Genomic DNA, 18,274 nt, shown 5'->3' with positions numbered 1-18,274 from the left:
AAGTCCGGGAGGGGCTTTTTCGATTCCCAATGTCGGAAGACGCCGACGCATCTAGTCCTGCGCGGCGCAAAACGCAAGCCGGGGGACTCGGCGGAAATCGGGCCTTTGCAAGCGCCCTTCATCCCACTAGCCTTGTCGCTTTCACGTCAACGGGACGCACGAGGGGAATTTTCGCAATGGCAACAGGCCAGGCACCGAGTCTGGGCGAGCGGTTGGTAGAACCGGTCACCAACGTATCGGACTTTATCTGGGGCGGCACATGGAACGGGGTCGAAGTGCTCCCCTTCCCGCCCATGACCATCATCCTGTTGGGCATCGGCCTGTGGATCATGGTCGGCCTCAAATTCTATCCCATCCGCAAGCTCGGCAGCGCCTTCGCGGGCCTGTTCGCCGGGCGCAAGAGCCAGGGCGACGGCGAGATTTCGCCCTTCGCGGCGCTTTCGACGGCGCTTTCCGGTCAGGTCGGCACGGGTAACCTCGCCGGTGTAGCCACCGCCATCGCGCTGGGTGGACCCGGCGCGATCTTCTGGATGTGGGTTACCGCCCTGTTCGGCATGGCGCTGGCCTTCGCCGAAGGTTCGCTCGCCATCCGCTACCGCGAACGCACCAGCGACGGTGTGCTGCGCGGCGGCCCGATGACCTACATCATGATGGGCCTGGGCAAGAAGTGGACCTGGCTTGCCGTTGTTTTCTGCCTCGGCACGTTGTTCTCCGCGCTGGTTACCGGCAACTCGATCCAGGCAAACGCTGTGGCCGACGGCCTCAACGAACTCTTCGGTATCGAAGAATGGCTCGGCGGGCTGATCGTCGCGATCCTCGTCTTCATCGTTATCATCGGCGGCATCAAGTCGATCGGCAATGTGGCGGAAAAGGTCGTGCCCTTCATGGCGGCGGCCTACATCGTCATGGCGATCATCGCGCTGATCCTGAACTTCGGCGACCTGCCGGAGACCTTCGGCCTGATCTTCCACGGCGCATTCAACCCGCAAGCGGCGACCGGCGGCTTTGCCGGTGCGGCGATCATCATCGCGATCCGCGCCGGTGTGGCACGCGGCCTGTTCTCGAACGAGGCCGGCCAGGGTTCGACCGCCATCGCCCACGCGGTGGCGCAGACCAACGATCCCGAACAGCAGGGTCGCATGGCGATGCTCGGCACCTTCATCGACACCGTCGTGATCTGCACCATGACGGCGCTGGTTATCCTCACCGTGCGCGGCGACTTCACCGCAGGCGGCGAAGCGGTGGCGCATGCCTGGCAATCGGACCGTGTCGGCTTCGAGATGACCAGCGGCGCCTTTGCCGCGGCCTTCCCGGTCGAGATCGCCAGCATTCCGGTGGGCACGCTGATCGCTTCGATCGCGCTGATCCTGTTCGTTTTCACCACGCTGCTGACGTGGAGCTATTACGGCGAGCGGGCGATCACCTTCCTCTATGACCGGGTGAAGGGTTCGAGCCGTGCGGGCGAGAAGAAGCTACACATGGCCTGGCGCGTACTGTGGTGCGTGGTGATCTTCCTGGGCGCTGCGCAGCCGAGCGAGCTGGTCTGGCGCCTTGGCGATATTTCCAACGCCGCGATGGCGCTGCCGAACCTTCTGGCGCTGGCTCTGCTGAGCGGCGTGGTGTTCAAGCTGGCCCAGGGCCAGAAGGACGCCGGCCCCACGCACACCGCCGAAACACCGGAAGAGCCCGAAGAGTACTAAGTCTCTTCAGGCCGCAGGGCACAAAGAAGGGGCCGGGGATCCACACGGATCTCCGGCCCCTGTCCTTTGACTGAACCGTCAGCCGCGTCCGAAGAGGCGGGCCAGGAACCCGGGCTCCTCCATCGGCTGGATCTTGCCGTGCATCTTATAGCGCAGCGAGCTGTCGCTATAGGGCTTGGGCGCAACCCAGCGATCGGGGCGGCTGCTGTGGAAGGACAAACTCGACATGGCTGATCTCCATGAAATGTCTTCCCTCCGTCCTGATGAGTAGAAACCCTAGGCCCCTGATCCGGTTCCCGAATTTCGCGCCCCGCCCCGGCTCCACACCAGCGCTAGGAGCGCAAGCGCTGCGAGCGGCATCAGGTTGACGCCGAGCGGAAGAGCCGCAGCCCGGGTGGCGTAGGGCGCGACATAGAGCGCGACGAGCGCGAGCTTCTCATAATCCCGGAAGCCGCGATCCAGACCCTGCCCGACCAACCACAGCGTGGGAAAGATCAGGAACGGCAGGTCGTAATTAAACAGGTATGGCGATGCGAGTGCGGTAGCGGCCAGCACCGCTGCTCCGGACGCCGCGGCATCGCCATGGAAGCGCCTCCAGGCAAGAAGCGAAGTTGCAACCGCCAGCAGCGCGGAAATCCCGCCAACGACCCACGCGGCGCTATCGCCGGCAAGCAGGCGCGCCTGCGAGAAGAAGGTCGTCATCCGCAGCAGGAAATCGGGGTTGATCCCCTCCATCAGCAAGGCGCTGGCCTGCCAGCTCGTGGTGTAGCCCTCGAGCGTTGCCGAGCCGAAAGCGAGCCAAGACAGCGCCACCAGACCCAGCGCCGATACTCCGGCGGCGACAAACGCACGCCATTTGCCTCCGGCGGCCAGCCAGAAGGGCGCGAGCACGGCAAGATGAGGCTTGATGACGAGCGCCCCGATCGCCGCACCCGAGAGCGCGGGCCGTTTGGCAAGCTCATGCGCAGCAAACACCAGCAGAGCCCCGGTGAGCAGGCCGTTCTGCGCATGCCCTGCCGCAATCAGCGCGCCGGGATAGGCAATTACGAGCGGCCACAGGCGCGGAAAGGCGCGCACGCTCGCCCAGGCCCAAAGACCCCAGGTCACTGCGACCCACACTAGCCAGGCGATCGGAAAGGGAAGTAGGCCAAAGGGTGCGACGGCGAACAGGAAAGGCGGCGGATTGACGAAGGCAAACCAGCCATTGCTGCCCGTCCCGGTCTGGACCCGCTCCTGGACGGCAAGGTCATACGCGCCGGCAGGGTCTCCCGCAGCCGTGACGTGTCCAGCCCCCCAGAAGGCGAGGAAGTCGGTGCCGTCAGGCCCCATCGCCTTGAGGTAGGAATTGGCCAGCAGCGCGAGGCTGGCGATAGCCAGCAGGAAGGCGTAGCCCCGCGCACGGTCGCGCGTCAGCCAATCCGCCCGGCGCAGGAAATCCATCGGCGCTCGCCCCTCACGTCACTAGTGCACGCGGAAGGGACTAGCGCGCCCGGCAGGGCCAAACCAGTTCGGGCGGGGAGCAATCCCCGCCCGCGCTTGGAAAATCAGCTGGCCTTGGAAGCGATCCAGCGGTCGATCTTGGCTTCGAGGACCGGCAGCGGAAGCGAACCGGTGTTCAGCACCTCGGCGTGGAATTCGCGCAGGTCGAAATCGTCGCCAAGCTGCCCTTCAGCCTTCTCGCGCAGTTCCTGGATCTTGAGCGCGCCGACCTTGTAGGCAAGCGCCTGGCTCGGGATGGCGATGTAGCGCTCGACTTCCGAGACGACCTCGGTGCGGGTCATGCCGGAGTTTTCGAGCATGAAGTCGATCGCCTGCTCGCGGGTCCAGCCCTTGGCGTGGAGGCCCGTGTCGACGACCAGGCGCATGGCGCGCAGCTGTTCGTCCTGCAGCGTGCCGTAACGGTTCCACGGATCGTCGAAGAAGCCCATCTCGTAGCCCAGCGTCTCCGAATAGAGCGCCCAGCCCTCGATGTAGGCGGTGTTGCCGCCAAAGCGCATGAAGGCCGGCAGCGCGTCGTTCTCGCGCGCGAGGCTGATCTGGAAGTGGTGGCCGGGCGCGCCTTCGTGGAGGTAAAGCGTGACGTTGCCGGTCGTCAGGCGGCTCGGCAGGTCATAGGCGTTAAAGTAGAAGGTGCCCGGACGCGAACCGTCGGGTGCGCCCGACTGGTAGGACCCGCCAGCCGAGAACTGCTCGATCGAGGGATCGTAGGGCTTGATCTCCAGCGGGGTCTTGGGAACCAGGCTGAAGTAGTCGCCGATCTTCTCGTCGACCTCCTTGCCGATGTCGTAATAGCTCTGAGTCAGCGCTTCGCGGCTTTCCGGCTTGAACTGCTCGTCGGTGCGCACATAGTCGAAGAACTCGTTGAGCGTACCGGTAAAGCCGACCTCCGCCTTGATCTCCTCAAGACCGCTCTTGATGCGGGCGACTTCGGAGAGGCCCAGATCGTGGAGGTAATCGGCGGTCAAGGGCAGCGTCGTGGTCTGCTCGATCAGCTGCGCGTAGAGCTTGTCGCCGCCCTTCATCTGGCTGAGGCCGACGCTTTCGCGTGCCACCGGCAGGTATTCGTCACGCAGGAAATCGCGCATGCGCGCATCGGCGGCGTAGAGTTCCTTCGTCTTCGCTTCATAGGCCGCGGTCAGGCGCGCCTTGTCTTCCTCGGAAAAATCCTCCGGGAAGTTCTGCACCGGCTTCATGTACTGCGATTCCTCGATCGGAACCGCGAGCAGCGTGTCGAGCTGCTGGACAACGTTGTTGATCGTCAGCTTGGTTTCGAGAACCCCGCTCTCCATGCCTTCGCGGAACTTGTCGATCGCACGCGCCGAGATCACGATGTAGTCGTCGTGACGCGAGAGGTTGTCCTCGTAATTGGCCAGCGTCTTGAACTGAGCAGCCGAAGCGCCGCTGGCGAAATTCGGGTAGAAAGTGTGGAAGCCCGTGAAGTGGTTCACCGGCCGCACTTCAGTGAGCGCGCGGATCTCGTCCGTCTGCGCGCGCAGCGAGGTTTCCTGGTTGTACTTGAACACGTCATAGGCGAGCTGGTCGGTCTCGCTCAGCTTGCTGCGGTCGATCAGCGCCAGCTTGGCAAGGTTCAGCTGGGTATCGAGCCGGCCTGCGTAGAATGAGCTGTCGGTCAGGAAATCACCGAGGCGGTCGGCGTTGCGATCGTCGCCGCGGAACAGGCGGCCAAGCGGGTTGAGTTCAAGGCCGCGCTTGTCGGAATCGGCGAAGAGCGCGAACAGCTTGTCGTGTTCGGTCACCTCGGCAGCGGCTTCGGTGCCGGCGGCACCATCCTGCGCGAAGGCGGGAGCGGCGGCGAGCGCAAGCGAAAGAGCGGCGCCCGAAGCAAGGGCGTGGCGAACGAGTTTCATGAAGTTTCCCCTATTGTGTATTGCCTGCGTGATACACGTACTGGACGTCAGGGCAAGCGGGCGGCCCGACGAGGGGGCAATCCGCCTCGACGGGCGACGTTGCGCCTAGGCCAGCCGTGCCAGCCCCGCGCCCGCCAGGGCCAGGCTGGCGGCCATGGTGACGATCGGCCAGAGGCGATGGGAGGCGGCCAGGTTCTTGAGCCAGACGTGGAAATAGAGATCGCTCAGCGCCATCACGACCAGCGCTTCGGCCATCATCAGACCGCCGAGCGCCTTCATGATCATCGCCAGCACATCGCCACTCGCCCAGGGGTTCATCAGGTACACCGCCGCGCCGATCGCCAGCTCGCAGAAACCGCACAGCAGCTGGAGCGCGGGCGAGGCGTCGATCTCGTCGACCATCTGGCGCCACAGGCCGGGCCGTCGAAGCGCGCCGATCGCGACGGCGATCCCGAACAGGCCGAGCAGGCTGGCGCTCCACGCCGTGGGGTCGAAGGGGTCCATGGCGTATCTTAGGCGGCGGTGGCCGCCGGCTCCTTGCTGGCGGCTCCAAGGACAGGGTCGCCCGAGTAAGCGAACTCGGGTCCGTCGAACGCGATCGCGGGGAACTCCTCGCGTTCGCGCCAATAATCCTGGTTGTGGCGCCATTCCGGCTTGTCTCCGCGGCGCGGCATCTTGTCGAGACCGCGCATCAGGTAACCGGGGTTGAAATTGTCGCTCTCGATCCAGGGCAGGATGTCCATGCCCTCATCCTCGGACCGGAAACGCACTTCGACCTGCGAGACACCGGTGTCGTGCATGTGGTTGAGCAGCCCGCAGACGAAATCGCCCATCATGTCGACGCGCAGCGTCCAGCTCGCGCGCCAGTATCCCATGACCCAGGCCGAATTGGGCACGCCGGTGTGCATGGCCCCGCGGTATGTCACGGTCTGCGACCAATCGACCTCGTTGCCGTCAACGGTGAAGGGAATACCCCCCATCACCAGCAGGTTGAAGCCGGTGCAGGCGACGATCAGGTCGGCCTCGATCTCCTCGCCCGATGACGTCATGACACCGTTTTCGGTGAAATGGTCGATCGTGTCGGTCACCATGGTCAGCTGGCCAGCGACCGCGGCGCGGAAGACATCGCCATCGGGGCAGAAGGCCAGGCGCTGCTGCCACACCCGGTACTTGGGCGTGAAATGCGGCTCGAACTCGAAATCGGGCTTGCCGGTGAATTCACGCACCAGTTCCTTGAGCTCTTCGAACACGACCTCTGGCTCTTCCCGGCACCGCTTGGTGAGCTGGTCCTGGTCGTAATTGATCTGCTGGCGGACCACGCGGTGCACGGTTGGTTCGTCGATCCCGACCTCGCGCAGCCGGTCGGCCAGCTCGTTCTTGTTCTCGTTGCAGAAGAAATAGGTCGGCGACCGCTGCAGCATGGTCACATGCGCGGCCTTCTCGGCAAAGGCGGGGACAACGGTGGCCGCGGTCGCGCCCGAGCCGATCACCAGCACGCGCTTGCCGGCATAGTCGTAGTCGGGGTCCCACTTCTGCGCGTGGACGAAATCGCCCTTGAACGCATCCAGCCCCTTCTCCTGCCATTCGGGCGGGATGTAGGGGTTCTCATGGTCGTAATAGCCCTGGCACATCCACAGGAAGGAGCAGGTGAAGGTGTGCCCTGCACCATCCGCCAAACGCGTTGCGGCTACGGTCCACAGATCTGTGTCGCGCGCATAAGCGCAGGAGGTAATCCGGTGGCCGTAGCGGATGTGCTCGCCGATCCCGTTCTCCTCGATCACCTCGCCCATGTACTTGAGGATTTCCTCGCCGCTCGCGATGGGTGCGCCCACCCAGGGCTTGAAGCGATAGCCGAAGGTGTAGAGATCGCTGTCCGATCGCACGCCGGGATATTTGTGCGTGTCCCAGGTCCCGCCGAACGTGTCCTTCATCTCAAGAATCGTATAGCTCGCCCAGGGGCACTGCTCCTGCAGGTGGTAAGCCGAGCCGATCCCCGAAATGCCTGCCCCGACGATCAGCACGTCCACATGCGTGGCCGCGCGATCGCCCTCGATCGCTCCAACAGCGTTCATACGCCTCTCCTCTCGCGAGCGATCCTATCACACGCGAGGGCGATGTGCCGCATTGATCGAAATCAAAGCGCCGTGGGTTAGAAGGTGTAGCCGATGCCCAGCGCGCCCATCCACTGATCCGCATCGCCCCGGATCGAGGTAAAGGGCGAGCGCTTCGCATCGCCCAGCATGCGCGAATAGCCGCCCATCACGATGATCGCGAGACCGCCGTCGGCGAGGTTTCCGTTGAGATCGATGCCGGCAAGCACGTTCACACCAACACGCTCCCATCCGCCGTCGGCCTGAAAGGCGGGCAGCGGACCGCCGCCGGGCACCGAATAGTAGTAATTGGCGTAGTCGTCATCGACGTAGGCAGCCCCGAAACTGAGCGAAACAGCTGCGCCGCGGCTTACCGGCGTGAAATAGGTCATCGTGGGGCTGACCACGATCCCGTCATGCGCTCCGGCGACGTCGAACACGGTGTCGACGCTGAGGCTGAGGCTGTCGTAAGGGTTCAGCAGCTCGGGGAAGCGCACGCCGACGGATGGCCCAACCTCGATTGCCGTGTCGAGCTCGCCGTAGGACAAGACGACCGCGTCTTCGATCTGTGCGGCGCGGTTCCGATTGAGGCCCACCGCGAGGCCCGCCGACAAAGTGGTGCCCTCACCCTGGTCGTTCACGAAATCGAAGGTCACGCCGCGAGCGCGCGGGCTGATGCCGACCGGGCCAAGGCGCCCCTGCACCACCGGGATTGGCGAGAAGACGTAGTCGTCTGACCCGTTGTAGCTCGGCGAATAGACCACGCCGACGCCGACCGAGAGCCAGTTGTCATCGAACACGGTCTCTTCCGCGCCAGGCAGTTCTTCTATGTCTTGGGCGGCAAGCTGGCTGCCGCTTCCAAGAGCTGCGCAGGCGGCGAGTGCATAGGTAAGCGTCTTCATTTCCGGTAATTTCCCTCTTTCGCTTCCCAACACGCAACCCTGCCTCCTGTTCCTAGCCGTGCATAAGCGCCGCCATGCATTTCTTCCGCCAAGCGCATGATCTAATGGCGAATCATGATCAAACGCCTTGCCTTTTGCGCCCTCGCCGTCTCGCTCGCCCATGCCCCGCTCGGCGCCAGCGAAGACCCCTACCAGAAGCTCCTCGATGCGATGGCGAGCGAAGAGTTCATGATGGAGGGGACCGAGGACACGATGCGCACCATGATGGTCAGCGAGTTCGAACGCGATGCGGACATGGTCGCATTCGAAGAAGAGTGCCCGGGCGTCTACTCCAGCATGACCGATGCGATGATGCCGACGCTGCTGCGCTCGCACCGCCGCGCGGTTGGCGAATACCGGACAGACTTGCTGGCGCTCTTCCGCGACCGGCTTTCGGTCGAAGATGCAGCAGGCGCAGCCGAATTCTACGCATCGGAAAACGGCCAGGCGCTTGTCAGGCTGGCGGGCGACAGCGTGCAGTACGGCAACGCCATGGACGAAATCCGCGACAGCGAAGACATGGTCGTCTCGGAAGAAAGCTTCGCGGCGGACAAGGAAGCGACCCGCAAGGAGATAAAGGCCAATCTGGAACCCGTCCTCGCACGCGAAGTCGGTCTGAAACTGCTGGGAGAGCCGTGGTTTGCGCGCTTCCTGGCGCTGCGACCTGAGATGGACGCGCTCGAACTCAAGCTGATGAACGATGACTTCACGCCCGAAGAGGACGCCGAGGTCGATGCAGCGCTTGACCGGGCGCTCACGGCGAAGATGGACGAGTGCTACCCGGCCGAGTAGTAAAAAGGGCGATTGCCGACCCTGCCCTTGCCCCCTAAGCCCATCGCGCAATGAGCGGGCGCATGATCGATATGGCGATTGTCGGAGGCGGGCTGGCCGGAGGGCTGGCCGCGCTGGCCGTGCACCGCGCCAATCCCGAGCTGCGCATCGCCCTGTTCGAGGCCGGAGACGCGTTCGGCGGAAACCATCGCTGGAGCTGGTTCACGAGCGACCTCGATCGCGATGGCACGGCGCTGCTCGGCACCTTCCGCAAGACCGAATGGCAGGCGGGCTACGAGGTTTTCTTCCCCGGCCACGCGCGCACGCTCGGCTCGACCTACCGCTCGCTCGCCAGCCGCGATTTCGACGCGGCATTGCGGCGCGAACTGCCGCAGGAGGCGATCCGCACGCGCAGCCGGGTGGCGGAACTCGCGCCCGATGGTCTGACGCTGGAAACGGGCGAGCACATCCCCGCACGCACCGTGGTCGATTGCCGCGATTTCGAGCCCTCGGCGCATCTTCGCGGTGGCTGGCAGGTCTTCATGGGCCGCCACCTGCGCACCAACGGATTGCACGAGGTTTCTCGCCCGATCGTGATGGACGCGCGGGTGCGCCAGCACGGGGCCTATCGCTTCGTCTATACGCTGCCGCTTGGTGCCGAGGAGCTCTTCGTCGAGGACACCTATTACGCCGACAGCCCCACGCTAGATCGCGGCGCGCTGTCGGGCCGCATCGATCGCTATTGCGAGCGGATGGGCTGGTGGGGCGATATCTTGGGCGGCGAGACCGGTGTCCTGCCGGTCATCACAGGCGGCGATTTTGCCGCCTACCGCCGCAGCCTTGGCGGCCCGGGCGTCGTGCGCGCCGGTGCTCGCGGCGGCTTCACCCACCCGCTGACCAGCTACACCCTGCCCTTTGCCGTCGCCAACGCGCTGGCGCTGGCGCAAGAGGCAACCCTGCCCGGCGAACAGCTCGCCGCGATGTTCGACAAGCGCGCCCGCGACCACTGGCGCGCGACCCGTTTCTACCGCCGTCTTGGCCGCATGCTGTTCGACGCGGCGAAGCCCGAGGAACGCTATCGGGTGTTCGAGCGCTTCTATCGTCTGCGCGAGCCATTGGTCGAACGGTTCTACGCCGGCCGGCCAACGCGCGCGGACAAGCTGCGCATCCTTTCGGGCCGCCCTCCCGTACCTGTGATCGCCGCAATCCGCGCGCTGCTTGGCAAGGGCAGCCCGCTCGTCCATGAAAGATCCCAATGAACGCTGAAATTACCCATCCCACGACCCCCGCCTCGTCCGATGGTCCTTTCGTACCCGCTCCCACGGGGCGCACGGCCTGCGTGATAGGCTCGGGCTTCGGCGGACTTGCGCTTGCCATTCGCCTACAATCGGCCGGTATCCAGACGACCGTGGTCGAAGCGCGCGACAAGCCGGGTGGCCGCGCGTACTTCTGGGAAAAGGATGGCTTCACCTTCGACGCCGGCCCGACGGTCATCACCGATCCCGATTGCCTCAAAGAACTTTGGGCGCTGACAGGCCATGACCTCGCCGAAGATGTCGAGCTGATGCCGGTCATGCCGTTCTACCGCCTGCACTGGCCCGATGGCACGCAGTTCGACTATTCGAACGACGAAGAGCAGCTCTTCCGCGAAATCGCGCAGCTCAACCCCAAGGACGTGGCTGGATACCAGCGCTTTCTCGAATATTCCGAAGCGGTTTACGAAGAAGGCTATGTGAAGCTCGGCCATGTGCCGTTCCTCGACTTCAAGTCGATGATCAAGGCCGCGCCCGCGCTCGCCAAGCAACAGGCCTGGCGCAGCGTCTATTCCATGGTGTCGAGCTTCGTCGACAACGAGAAGCTGCGCGAGGCGCTCTCGTTCCACACCCTCCTCGTCGGCGGCAACCCGATGAAGACCAGCAGCATCTACGCCCTCATCCACAAGCTGGAGAAGGACGGCGGCGTGTGGTGGGCCAAGGGCGGCACGAACCGCTTGATTGCCGGGATGGTCAAGCATTTCGAGCGCATTGGCGGGACCGTGCGGATGCATGATCCGGTGGTCCACATACACACGCTCGGTACGCAGGTGACCGAGGTGGAATCCCACTCGGGCTGGCGCGAACGCTTCGATGCGATCGCCAGCAACGCCGACATCATGCACAGCTACAAGGACCTGCTGGCGGGCTCCAAGCGCGGGGCGGATTACACCAAGTCCCTCTCGCGCAAGAGCTACAGCCCCTCGCTCTTCGTCGTGCACTTCGGGATCGAGGGCAGCTGGCCGGGCATACCCCACCACATGATCCTGTTCGGCCCGCGTTACAAAGGCCTGCTGGAGGACATTTACGACCACGGCGTCCTGCCGCAGGATTTCTCGATCTACCTCCACCACCCGAGCGTGAGCGACAAGTCGGTCGCTCCCGAGGGCATGAGCACCTTCTACGCGCTTGTGCCGGTCGCCCACATGGGCAAGCTGGCGGTCGATTGGGAGGAAATGGGCCCGATCCTCGAAAAGCGTATCCTCGACGAGCTGGAGCGCCGCCTGATCCCCGACATTCATTCGCGGATCGTGACCAAGTTCCACTACGCTCCGCGCGATTTCGCGATGGATCTGAACGCCCACATGGGCAGCGCCTTCAGCCTCGAACCGGTCCTTACCCAGAGCGCCTGGTTCCGCGGGCATAACCGCGACGACGTGCTCGACAACTTCTACCTCGTCGGTGCGGGCACGCACCCGGGCGCAGGCATTCCCGGCGTTGTCGGCAGCGCCAAGGCAACGGCCGGCTTGATGCTGGAAGATCTGACGGTATGAGCGCCGGCATGAAACGTCTTGCAGTTTATTGCGGCTCGGCCTCGCCAGATGATCCGCGTTACATCCAGCTCGCCTACGATGTCGGCAAAGGCCTTGCCGAGCGCGGCATCGGCGTCGTTTATGGCGGTGGCCGTCTCGGCCTGATGGGCGCCACGGCGCGCGGCGCGCTCGAAGCGGGCGGCGAAGTTATCGGCGTCATACCCGAAGCGCTCGCCAACAGCGAAGTCGCCAATCACGATTGTACCGAGCTTTACACCGTTTCGGGCATGCATGAGCGCAAGCAGCGCTTCACCGACTTGTCCGACGGCTTCGTCACCATTCCGGGCGGCGTCGGCACCATGGATGAGCTGTGGGAGGCCATGAGCTGGGCGCAGCTTGGCTATCACGACAATCCGGTCGGCCTGCTCAATGCCTTCGGCTTTTACGACGAGCTGATCGCCTTCAACCGCAAGATGGCCGAAGTCGGGTTCGTGCGGCCGGTGCACCAGGGCATTCTCGTCCACGACACCACGCTTGATGGGCTGGTCGACAAGATGGCGGCTTACGAGCCGCATACGCCGATCTTCCAGATGAAGGCCGACGACCTCTGAACAAGCCCCGCCCCCTTGTCGCCTCGCGCTTCATGAAGGCCACCCCGGCCAAGGCGGGCGGCGGGCGGCACCGGGCGGTGCTGGTCGAGAAATCGCTCGCCGCGATCGAGGAGGGCAGCCATTCCTTCGCCGCCGCCTCCAAGCTGTTCGACAAGACCACGCGCGAACGCAGCTGGCTGCTCTACGCCTGGTGCCGTCGCTGCGACGACATTGCCGACAACCAGGACAAGGGCGGCCCGCTCGGCGACCAGGGCACGGCGAAGGAAGCCGAAGACCGTGTGCAGGCGCTGCGGGTTCTCACCAAGCGCGCCTTCGAGGAACAGCCCACCGCCGACGCGGCTTTCGACGCCTTCGGCCTTGTTGCCGACGAATGCGGGCTGACGCTGGACGAAGCCTATGACGTGATCGCAGGCTTCGCGCTCGACGCCACGCGCTGGAGCCCGAAGACCGAAGCCGACATGCTGCGCTACTGTTACCACGTGGCGGGCGCGGTCGGCATCATGATGGCGCGCATCATGGGCGTGCATTCCGACGATGGCGAAACGCTCGACCGCGCCTGCGACCTCGGCCTCGCCTTCCAGATCGCCAACATCGCACGCGACATTGTCGAGGATGCGGAGGCGAACCGCTGCTACCTGCCGCAGAGCTGGCTCGACGAGATGGGCTGGGAACAGGGCGAACACGCGCTGCCCGAGAACCGTTTCAAGCTGGCGAGCCTCATGCCGCGCATGATCGCGCTAATGGAAAAGCACGAAGCGGCCTCGAAACTCGGCGCGAAACGCCTGCGCTTCCGCCAGCGCTGGGCCGTGCTTGCCGCTGCACGCATCTACGGCGCGATCGGGCGCAAGGTGCTGACCCGCGGCCAGCTCGCATGGGACACGCGCACGCGGGTGAACGCGCTGGAAAAGGCCTGGCACATGGTCGCCGCCTTCTTCGAGGCGATCTGGAACCGCCCGAGCGGCCCCGAGGAACCGATCCTGTGGTCGCGCCACGATTTCAAGCCATTGGCCGGTTGGTAGCTTGAAGCGCGGCGACGCTACGGCTAGCGCGGCGTCCATGATTTCAAAGCTCCTTATCGCCAACCGCGGCGAAATCGCCTGCCGCATCATGCGCACCGCCCGCGAGATGGGCGTTGCCACGGTGGCTGTCTATTCCGACGCCGACGCCAAGGCGCTGCATGTGCGCCAGGCCGACGAGGCGGTGCACATCGGCCCCTCGCCTGCTGCAGAGAGCTATCTCGTGGGCGAGAAGATCATCGCGGCGGCCAAGCAGACCGGGGCGGAGGCGATCCATCCGGGCTATGGTTTTCTCTCCGAGAACGCCGATTTCGCGCGCGCCGTGATCGAGGCGGGGCTGATCTGGGTTGGCCCGAAGCCTGAAAGCATCGAGGCGATGGGCCTCAAGGACGCCGCCAAGGAGCGCATGATCGCTGCGGGCGTTCCGGTAACACCGGGCTATCTGGGCGAAGACCAGTCGGTCGAGCGGCTGACCAAGGAAGCCGACGCCATCGGTTATCCGGTGCTGATCAAGGCGGTCGCGGGCGGCGGCGGCAAGGGGATGCGCAAGGTCGATGCCGCAAGCGACTTCGAAGCCGCGCTGGAAAGCTGCCGGCGCGAGGCCAAGGCAAGCTTCGGCAATGACGAGGTGCTGCTGGAAAAGTGGATCACCTCGCCCCGCCATATCGAGGTGCAGGTCTTCGGCGACAGCCACGGCAACGTCGTCCACCTGTTCGAACGCGACTGCTCATTGCAGCGCCGCCACCAGAAGGTGATCGAGGAAGCCCCCGCCCCCGGCATGGACGAGGCCACGCGCGAGGAAATCTGCGCCGCAGCCGTGCGCGCCGCCAAGGCGGTCGATTACGAGGGCGCCGGCACGATCGAATTCATCGCCGACGCCAGCGAAGGCCTGCGCGCCGACCGCATCTTCTTCATGGAGATGAACACTCGCCTGCAGGTCGAACACCCGGTGACCGAGGAAATCACCGGTGTGGACCTGGTGGAGTGGCAACTGCGCGTGGCGAGCGGCGAGCCGATCCCGCTGAAGCAGGACGACCTCTTCATCGATGGCCATTCGATAGAGGCGCGCCTCTATGCCGAGGACCCGAATGGCGGCTTCCTGCCCTCGACCGGAAGGCTCGAGCATTTCGACCTCGGCGTGGAAGGCCGGATCGAGACCGGCGTGGAAGAAGGCGACATGATCTCGCCCTTTTACGATCCGATGGTGGCCAAGCTCGTGGTCTGGGGCGAAACCCGCGCAGAAGCCATCGAACAGCTCGCGGACATAGCCGAGGATGTCGAAATCTGGCCGGTGAAGACCAACGCGGCGTTCATTGCTAACTGCTTGCGCGATGAGGATTTTGCGGATGCGCGCCTGGACACGGGCTTCATCGAAGCCAAGCTCGAAACGCTCATTTCTTCGGACGAAGCCGATGAGGACATCTGGCAAAGCGCCGCAGACTTCGTAGCGCTGGCGGAAACCGAGCCCTTCGATGACCTTCCGATCGGCCTTCGCCTGAACGCTCCAGGCGTGTTGAGCACCACTCTCACGCATAAAGGCGAGACGCGGACCGTCGCGGCGGCGACGTCGAACATCGAAGCCTTTGCGACCGGTTTTGTCGATCCGGCACGCGCCGTGGTCTTTGCAGACGGCCAGAGCTTCGTCTTCGAACGCCAGTCGCGCGGTTCGGGCGCCGCCTCCGCCGCCGACGGCGCCATCCTCGCCCCGATGCCGGGCAAGGTCATCGCGGTCGATGTGGCCGAGGGCGATGCGGTCACCGCTGGCCAGCGGCTGATGGTGCTCGAGGCGATGAAGATGGAACACGCGCTCACCGCGCCCTTCGACGGAACCGTCACCGAGCTTTCGGCTGCGACGGGCGGGCAGGTGCAGGTCGAGGCGGTGCTCGCGGTTGTGGAGCCGAAAGAAGAATAAGGCTTTCCTTTCCGCCCATCCCTTGCAAGCGTGCCCCCGAGGAGAGAGGGCACGCATGAGCTGGCAGAAAGAACTCGATGAACTGCGCGCACGCGAGGCGCTCGCCGAGCAGATGGGCGGCGAGGAGAAGGTCGCGCGCCAGCATGGCCGGGGAAAGATGGATGCCCGCGCCCGGCTCGCCGCGCTGGTCGACGACGGCAGTTTCCGCGAGATCGGCAAGATCGCGGGCAAGGGCAGCTATGACGAGGACGGCAATCTCGAGAGCGTCCTCCCCGCCCCTTTTCTCTTCGGCAAGGCGCTGATCGGCGGGCGTCCCGTCGTCGCCACGGCCGACGATTTCACCATTCGCGGCGGCGCGGCCGATGCGGGAATTTCCCGCAAGATGGTGCAGGCCGAAAAGATGGCGCATGAGCTCAAGATACCGCTTATCCGCATGATCGACGGCACGGGCGGCGGCGGCAGCGTAAAGACACTCGAACAGATCGGTGCGACCTACATTCCGGCCGTCCCGGGCTGGTCGGACGTGGTCAAGAACCTCGACACCGTGCCCGTTGTCGCCTTGGCTCTCGGCCCGACAGCAGGCCTAGGCGCGGCGCGCACGGTCGCCAGCCATTATTCGATCATGGTCAAGGGCCTGAGCCAGATCTTCGCCGCAGGCCCGGCCGTGGTCGATGGCCTTGGCGAAAGCTACAAGGGCTCCGCCGATCACCAGCAGGCCAAGGAAGATTTGGGCGGCAGCGGCATCCATACGCGCAACGGCGTGGTCGATGACGAGGTCGCAAGCGAAGCCGAGGCCTTCGCCCGCGCGCGCCATTTCCTCTCCTTCATGCCCGAGCATGTCGGCCAGCTCGCCCGCCGCGCAGAATGCGAAGACCCCGCCGACCGGCGCGAGGACTTCCTCATCGACCTCGTCCCGCGCGAGGAGAAGCAGGTCTATTCGATGCGCCGCTGCATGGATGCGGTGTTCGACCGCGGCACGGTGTTCGAGATCGGCCGTATGTGGGGCCGCGCCTGCATCACTGCGCTTGCCCGGTTGGACGGCTGGCCGGTGATGGTGCTCGCATCCGATCCCAGCTACCTCGGCGGATCGTGGGATGCGAAATCGAGCGAGAAGGTCGAACGCTTCGTGAAGCTCGCCGACCAGTTCCGCCTGCCGATCGTCCACCTGGTCGACAACCCGGGCTTCATGATCGGACGCGAGGCAGAGATGGCAGGCACGATCCGCTACGGCGTGCAGGCGATGAACGCGGTGTACAAGGCGACTGTGCCCCTCGCCTCCATCGTGCTGCGCCGCGCCTATGGCATTGCCGGCAGCGCCATGAGCAACGCTGAGACTTACCAGTACCGCTACTGCTGGCCCTCGGGCGATTGGGGGTCCTTGCCGATCGCGGGCGGGCTGGAAGTTGCCTACAAGTCCGAGCTGGAAGCCGCCGAAGACCCGGCAGCCGAGCTGGAGGCTATTCGTGCCCGGCTGGACAAGGTCACCTCACCCTTCCGCAGCGCCGAGCGCTTCAATGTCGAGGACATCATCGACCCGCGCGACACGCGCCCGCTGCTGTGCGAATTTGCAGGGCTCGCCTGGCGCAGGCTGAAGAGCGAGTAGGGGAGTTTCTTGTCGGGTGCGGGACGGACATCCATCCGTCCCTTCGGCACCGGCCCTCACCCCCACCCGGCCACCCACGGCACTATACTGATGGGTGGCCGGGTGGGGGTGAGGGCCGGTGCCGCCGCAAGGTCGGGACGCATGTCCTGACCGCACCCCAACAAACCTAATCCATATCCGGTTCGGGCGGGCCGAACAGGCTGCCGCGTTCCGAATACAGCACGAAGATCAGGCTCACACTCGCCGAGACCAGCAACGCCAGCGCAAGGGGGCGTGCGGTGCCGTCGTAGGCGTAGCCGATGGCTGCGCCCAGCAGTGCGCCGGTGGTCATGCGCAGGAAGCTCTGCGCGCTCGACGCAGCGCCGGCGATATGGCGGAAGGGCTGCATTGCAATCGACCCGAAGTTCGCACCGATGAAGCCGAGCAGGCTCATGTTCGCGGCCATCAGCGGGATGAAGGTCCACAAATCTTCGTCGGGCTGGGTCGCAAACCAAAGCTGCGCGGCGGCCACTGCAATGAAGACGAACAGCGCGGTGTGGCTCACCCGGCGCGCGCCGAAGCGTTCGACGATGCGGCTGTTGGACCAGTTGGCAAGCGCCATGCAGCCGGCGCAGATCGCAAAGAGCAGCGGGAACATGTCGCCAGCGCCAAAGGCCTCGCCGATCAGCTGCTGGCTCGAATTGATGAAGCCGAACAGCGCCCCGAACACCAGCGCGCTAGCCAGCGTGTAGCCGATTGTCGAGCGCATCGTCACGGCGCTGCGCATATTGGACGCAATGACGGAGATGTTGATCTCCTGCTTGTCCTCCTCGTGCAGCGTTTCCGGCAGGCGGACATAGACCCAGGCGGTCATCGCGAGACCCAGGACGGCCATCGAGACGAAAATCCAGCGCCAGTCGCCAAGCAGCAGCATGACCCCTTGCCCGATGCTGGGGGCGACTGCCGGAACCAGCAGAAAGATCACGAAGATGAGGCTCATCATGCGCGCCATCTTGTCGCCGCCCACGCGGTCGCGAATGATCGCGGGCGGAAGCGCGATGATGCCGGCGGCGAAGAAGCCTTGCAGCGCGCGCAGCACGATCAGCTGCTCAAAGGTCGTTACCGCCGCGCAAGCAAGTGAGAGCACGATGTAGAAAGCAAGCGCGGTGAACAGCACCGGCCTTCGCCCATAGCGGTCGGCAAAGGCGCCCGGGATCAGCGTGCCGATGCCTGCGGCGAGCAGGTAGACGCCGACCACGAACTGGCGGTCGTTGCCCTCGGCGCCCAGAGTGCTCGCCAATTCGTCGAGCGCGGGGAGGATGGCGTCGATGCCAAAGGCGTTGCAGGCCATCAGCAACGCCATCATCCAGATAAGCTCGCGCTCCCCGATCAGGGGGCGCCGGGCCGTTTCGGCCGCAGGGCGTTCTCCGCCGCTCAGAGGATCGCTTCGCATTTGCACAAAATGGCAGGTGACGGACAAGGTTCCGCTTTGCAACCC

15 protein-coding genes are annotated in these 18,274 nt (G+C 64.8%); 8 read left to right on the top strand and 7 right to left on the bottom strand.

The window, feature by feature from the left end:
* Positions 1–176: 176 nt before the first annotated feature.
* Positions 177–1,700, top strand: a complete 1,524-nt coding sequence (locus KUV82_RS03765) for an alanine/glycine:cation symporter family protein (RefSeq protein WP_219955561.1) — start codon at positions 177–179, stop codon at positions 1,698–1,700.
* 78 nt (positions 1,701–1,778) lie between these two features.
* On the opposite strand, the gene KUV82_RS03760 is transcribed toward KUV82_RS03765, so the two are convergent.
* The 6 genes from KUV82_RS03760 to KUV82_RS03735 all read right to left on the bottom strand — a co-directional run bounded on the left by KUV82_RS03760 (position 1,779) and on the right by KUV82_RS03735 (position 8,060).
* On the bottom strand, positions 1,779–1,928 hold the full coding sequence (locus tag KUV82_RS03760) for a hypothetical protein (RefSeq protein ID WP_219955560.1): 150 nt from the start codon (positions 1,926–1,928) through the stop codon (positions 1,779–1,781).
* Positions 1,929–1,976: 48 nt separating this feature from the next.
* The gene (locus tag KUV82_RS03755) at positions 1,977–3,140 is read right to left on the bottom strand and encodes a glycosyltransferase family 87 protein (protein ID WP_219955559.1); all 1,164 of its coding nucleotides are present in this window, start codon (positions 3,138–3,140) and stop codon (positions 1,977–1,979) included.
* Positions 3,141–3,244: 104 nt separating this feature from the next.
* Positions 3,245–5,068, bottom strand: coding sequence for a DUF885 domain-containing protein (locus KUV82_RS03750; protein ID WP_219955558.1), 1,824 nt, complete (start codon positions 5,066–5,068; stop codon positions 3,245–3,247).
* A 105-nt stretch (positions 5,069–5,173) separates the two neighbouring features.
* On the bottom strand, positions 5,174–5,572 hold the full coding sequence (locus tag KUV82_RS03745) for a hypothetical protein (RefSeq protein ID WP_219955557.1): 399 nt from the start codon (positions 5,570–5,572) through the stop codon (positions 5,174–5,176).
* Between the two features lie 8 nt (positions 5,573–5,580).
* On the bottom strand, positions 5,581–7,140 hold the full coding sequence (locus KUV82_RS03740) for a flavin-containing monooxygenase (protein ID WP_219955556.1): 1,560 nt from the start codon (positions 7,138–7,140) through the stop codon (positions 5,581–5,583).
* Positions 7,141–7,217: 77 nt separating this feature from the next.
* Entirely contained in the window at positions 7,218–8,060 is an 843-nt protein-coding gene (locus tag KUV82_RS03735; RefSeq protein WP_219955555.1) for a MipA/OmpV family protein, read from the bottom strand.
* A gap of 114 nt (positions 8,061–8,174) precedes the next feature.
* Here KUV82_RS03735 and KUV82_RS03730 point away from each other — a divergent pair, with 114 nt between their 5' ends.
* The 7 genes from KUV82_RS03730 (at position 8,175) to KUV82_RS03700 (ending at position 16,797) form a co-directional block, all read left to right on the top strand.
* Positions 8,175–8,891 carry a hypothetical protein gene (locus KUV82_RS03730; protein ID WP_219955554.1) on the top strand — a complete coding sequence of 239 codons (717 nt, stop codon included), beginning with the start codon at positions 8,175–8,177 and terminating at the stop codon, positions 8,889–8,891.
* Positions 8,892–8,953: 62 nt separating this feature from the next.
* Entirely contained in the window at positions 8,954–10,129 is a 1,176-nt protein-coding gene (gene crtY / locus KUV82_RS03725; protein ID WP_258319837.1) for a lycopene beta-cyclase CrtY, read from the top strand.
* Positions 10,126–11,676 carry a phytoene desaturase gene (locus KUV82_RS03720; protein WP_219955552.1) on the top strand — a complete coding sequence of 517 codons (1,551 nt, stop codon included), beginning with the start codon at positions 10,126–10,128 and terminating at the stop codon, positions 11,674–11,676. The genes crtY and KUV82_RS03720 overlap by 4 nt, the downstream gene beginning before the upstream one ends.
* 8 nt (positions 11,677–11,684) lie before the next feature.
* Positions 11,685–12,266: an LOG family protein gene (locus KUV82_RS03715; RefSeq protein WP_219955551.1), complete on the top strand. Its 582-nt coding sequence runs from the start codon at positions 11,685–11,687 to the stop codon at positions 12,264–12,266.
* 32 nt (positions 12,267–12,298) lie between these two features.
* Entirely contained in the window at positions 12,299–13,285 is a 987-nt protein-coding gene (locus KUV82_RS03710; protein WP_258319836.1) for a phytoene/squalene synthase family protein, read from the top strand.
* A 37-nt stretch (positions 13,286–13,322) separates the two neighbouring features.
* A complete protein-coding gene (locus tag KUV82_RS03705; protein WP_219955550.1) occupies positions 13,323–15,194 on the top strand; it encodes an acetyl/propionyl/methylcrotonyl-CoA carboxylase subunit alpha in 1,872 nt (623 codons plus the stop codon).
* Between the two features lie 55 nt (positions 15,195–15,249).
* Positions 15,250–16,797: an acyl-CoA carboxylase subunit beta gene (locus tag KUV82_RS03700; protein ID WP_219955549.1), complete on the top strand. Its 1,548-nt coding sequence runs from the start codon at positions 15,250–15,252 to the stop codon at positions 16,795–16,797.
* A 166-nt stretch (positions 16,798–16,963) separates the two neighbouring features.
* On the opposite strand, the gene KUV82_RS03695 is transcribed toward KUV82_RS03700, so the two are convergent.
* Positions 16,964–18,229: a multidrug effflux MFS transporter gene (locus KUV82_RS03695; protein ID WP_219955548.1), complete on the bottom strand. Its 1,266-nt coding sequence runs from the start codon at positions 18,227–18,229 to the stop codon at positions 16,964–16,966.
* Between the last annotated feature and the right edge of the window lie 45 nt (positions 18,230–18,274).

Origin of the sequence: Qipengyuania flava, assembly GCF_019448255.1 — a bacterium.
Classification (GTDB): Bacteria; Pseudomonadota; Alphaproteobacteria; order Sphingomonadales; family Sphingomonadaceae; genus Qipengyuania; species Qipengyuania flava_A.
This window is presented reverse-complemented; position numbering and strand designations above follow the sequence as displayed.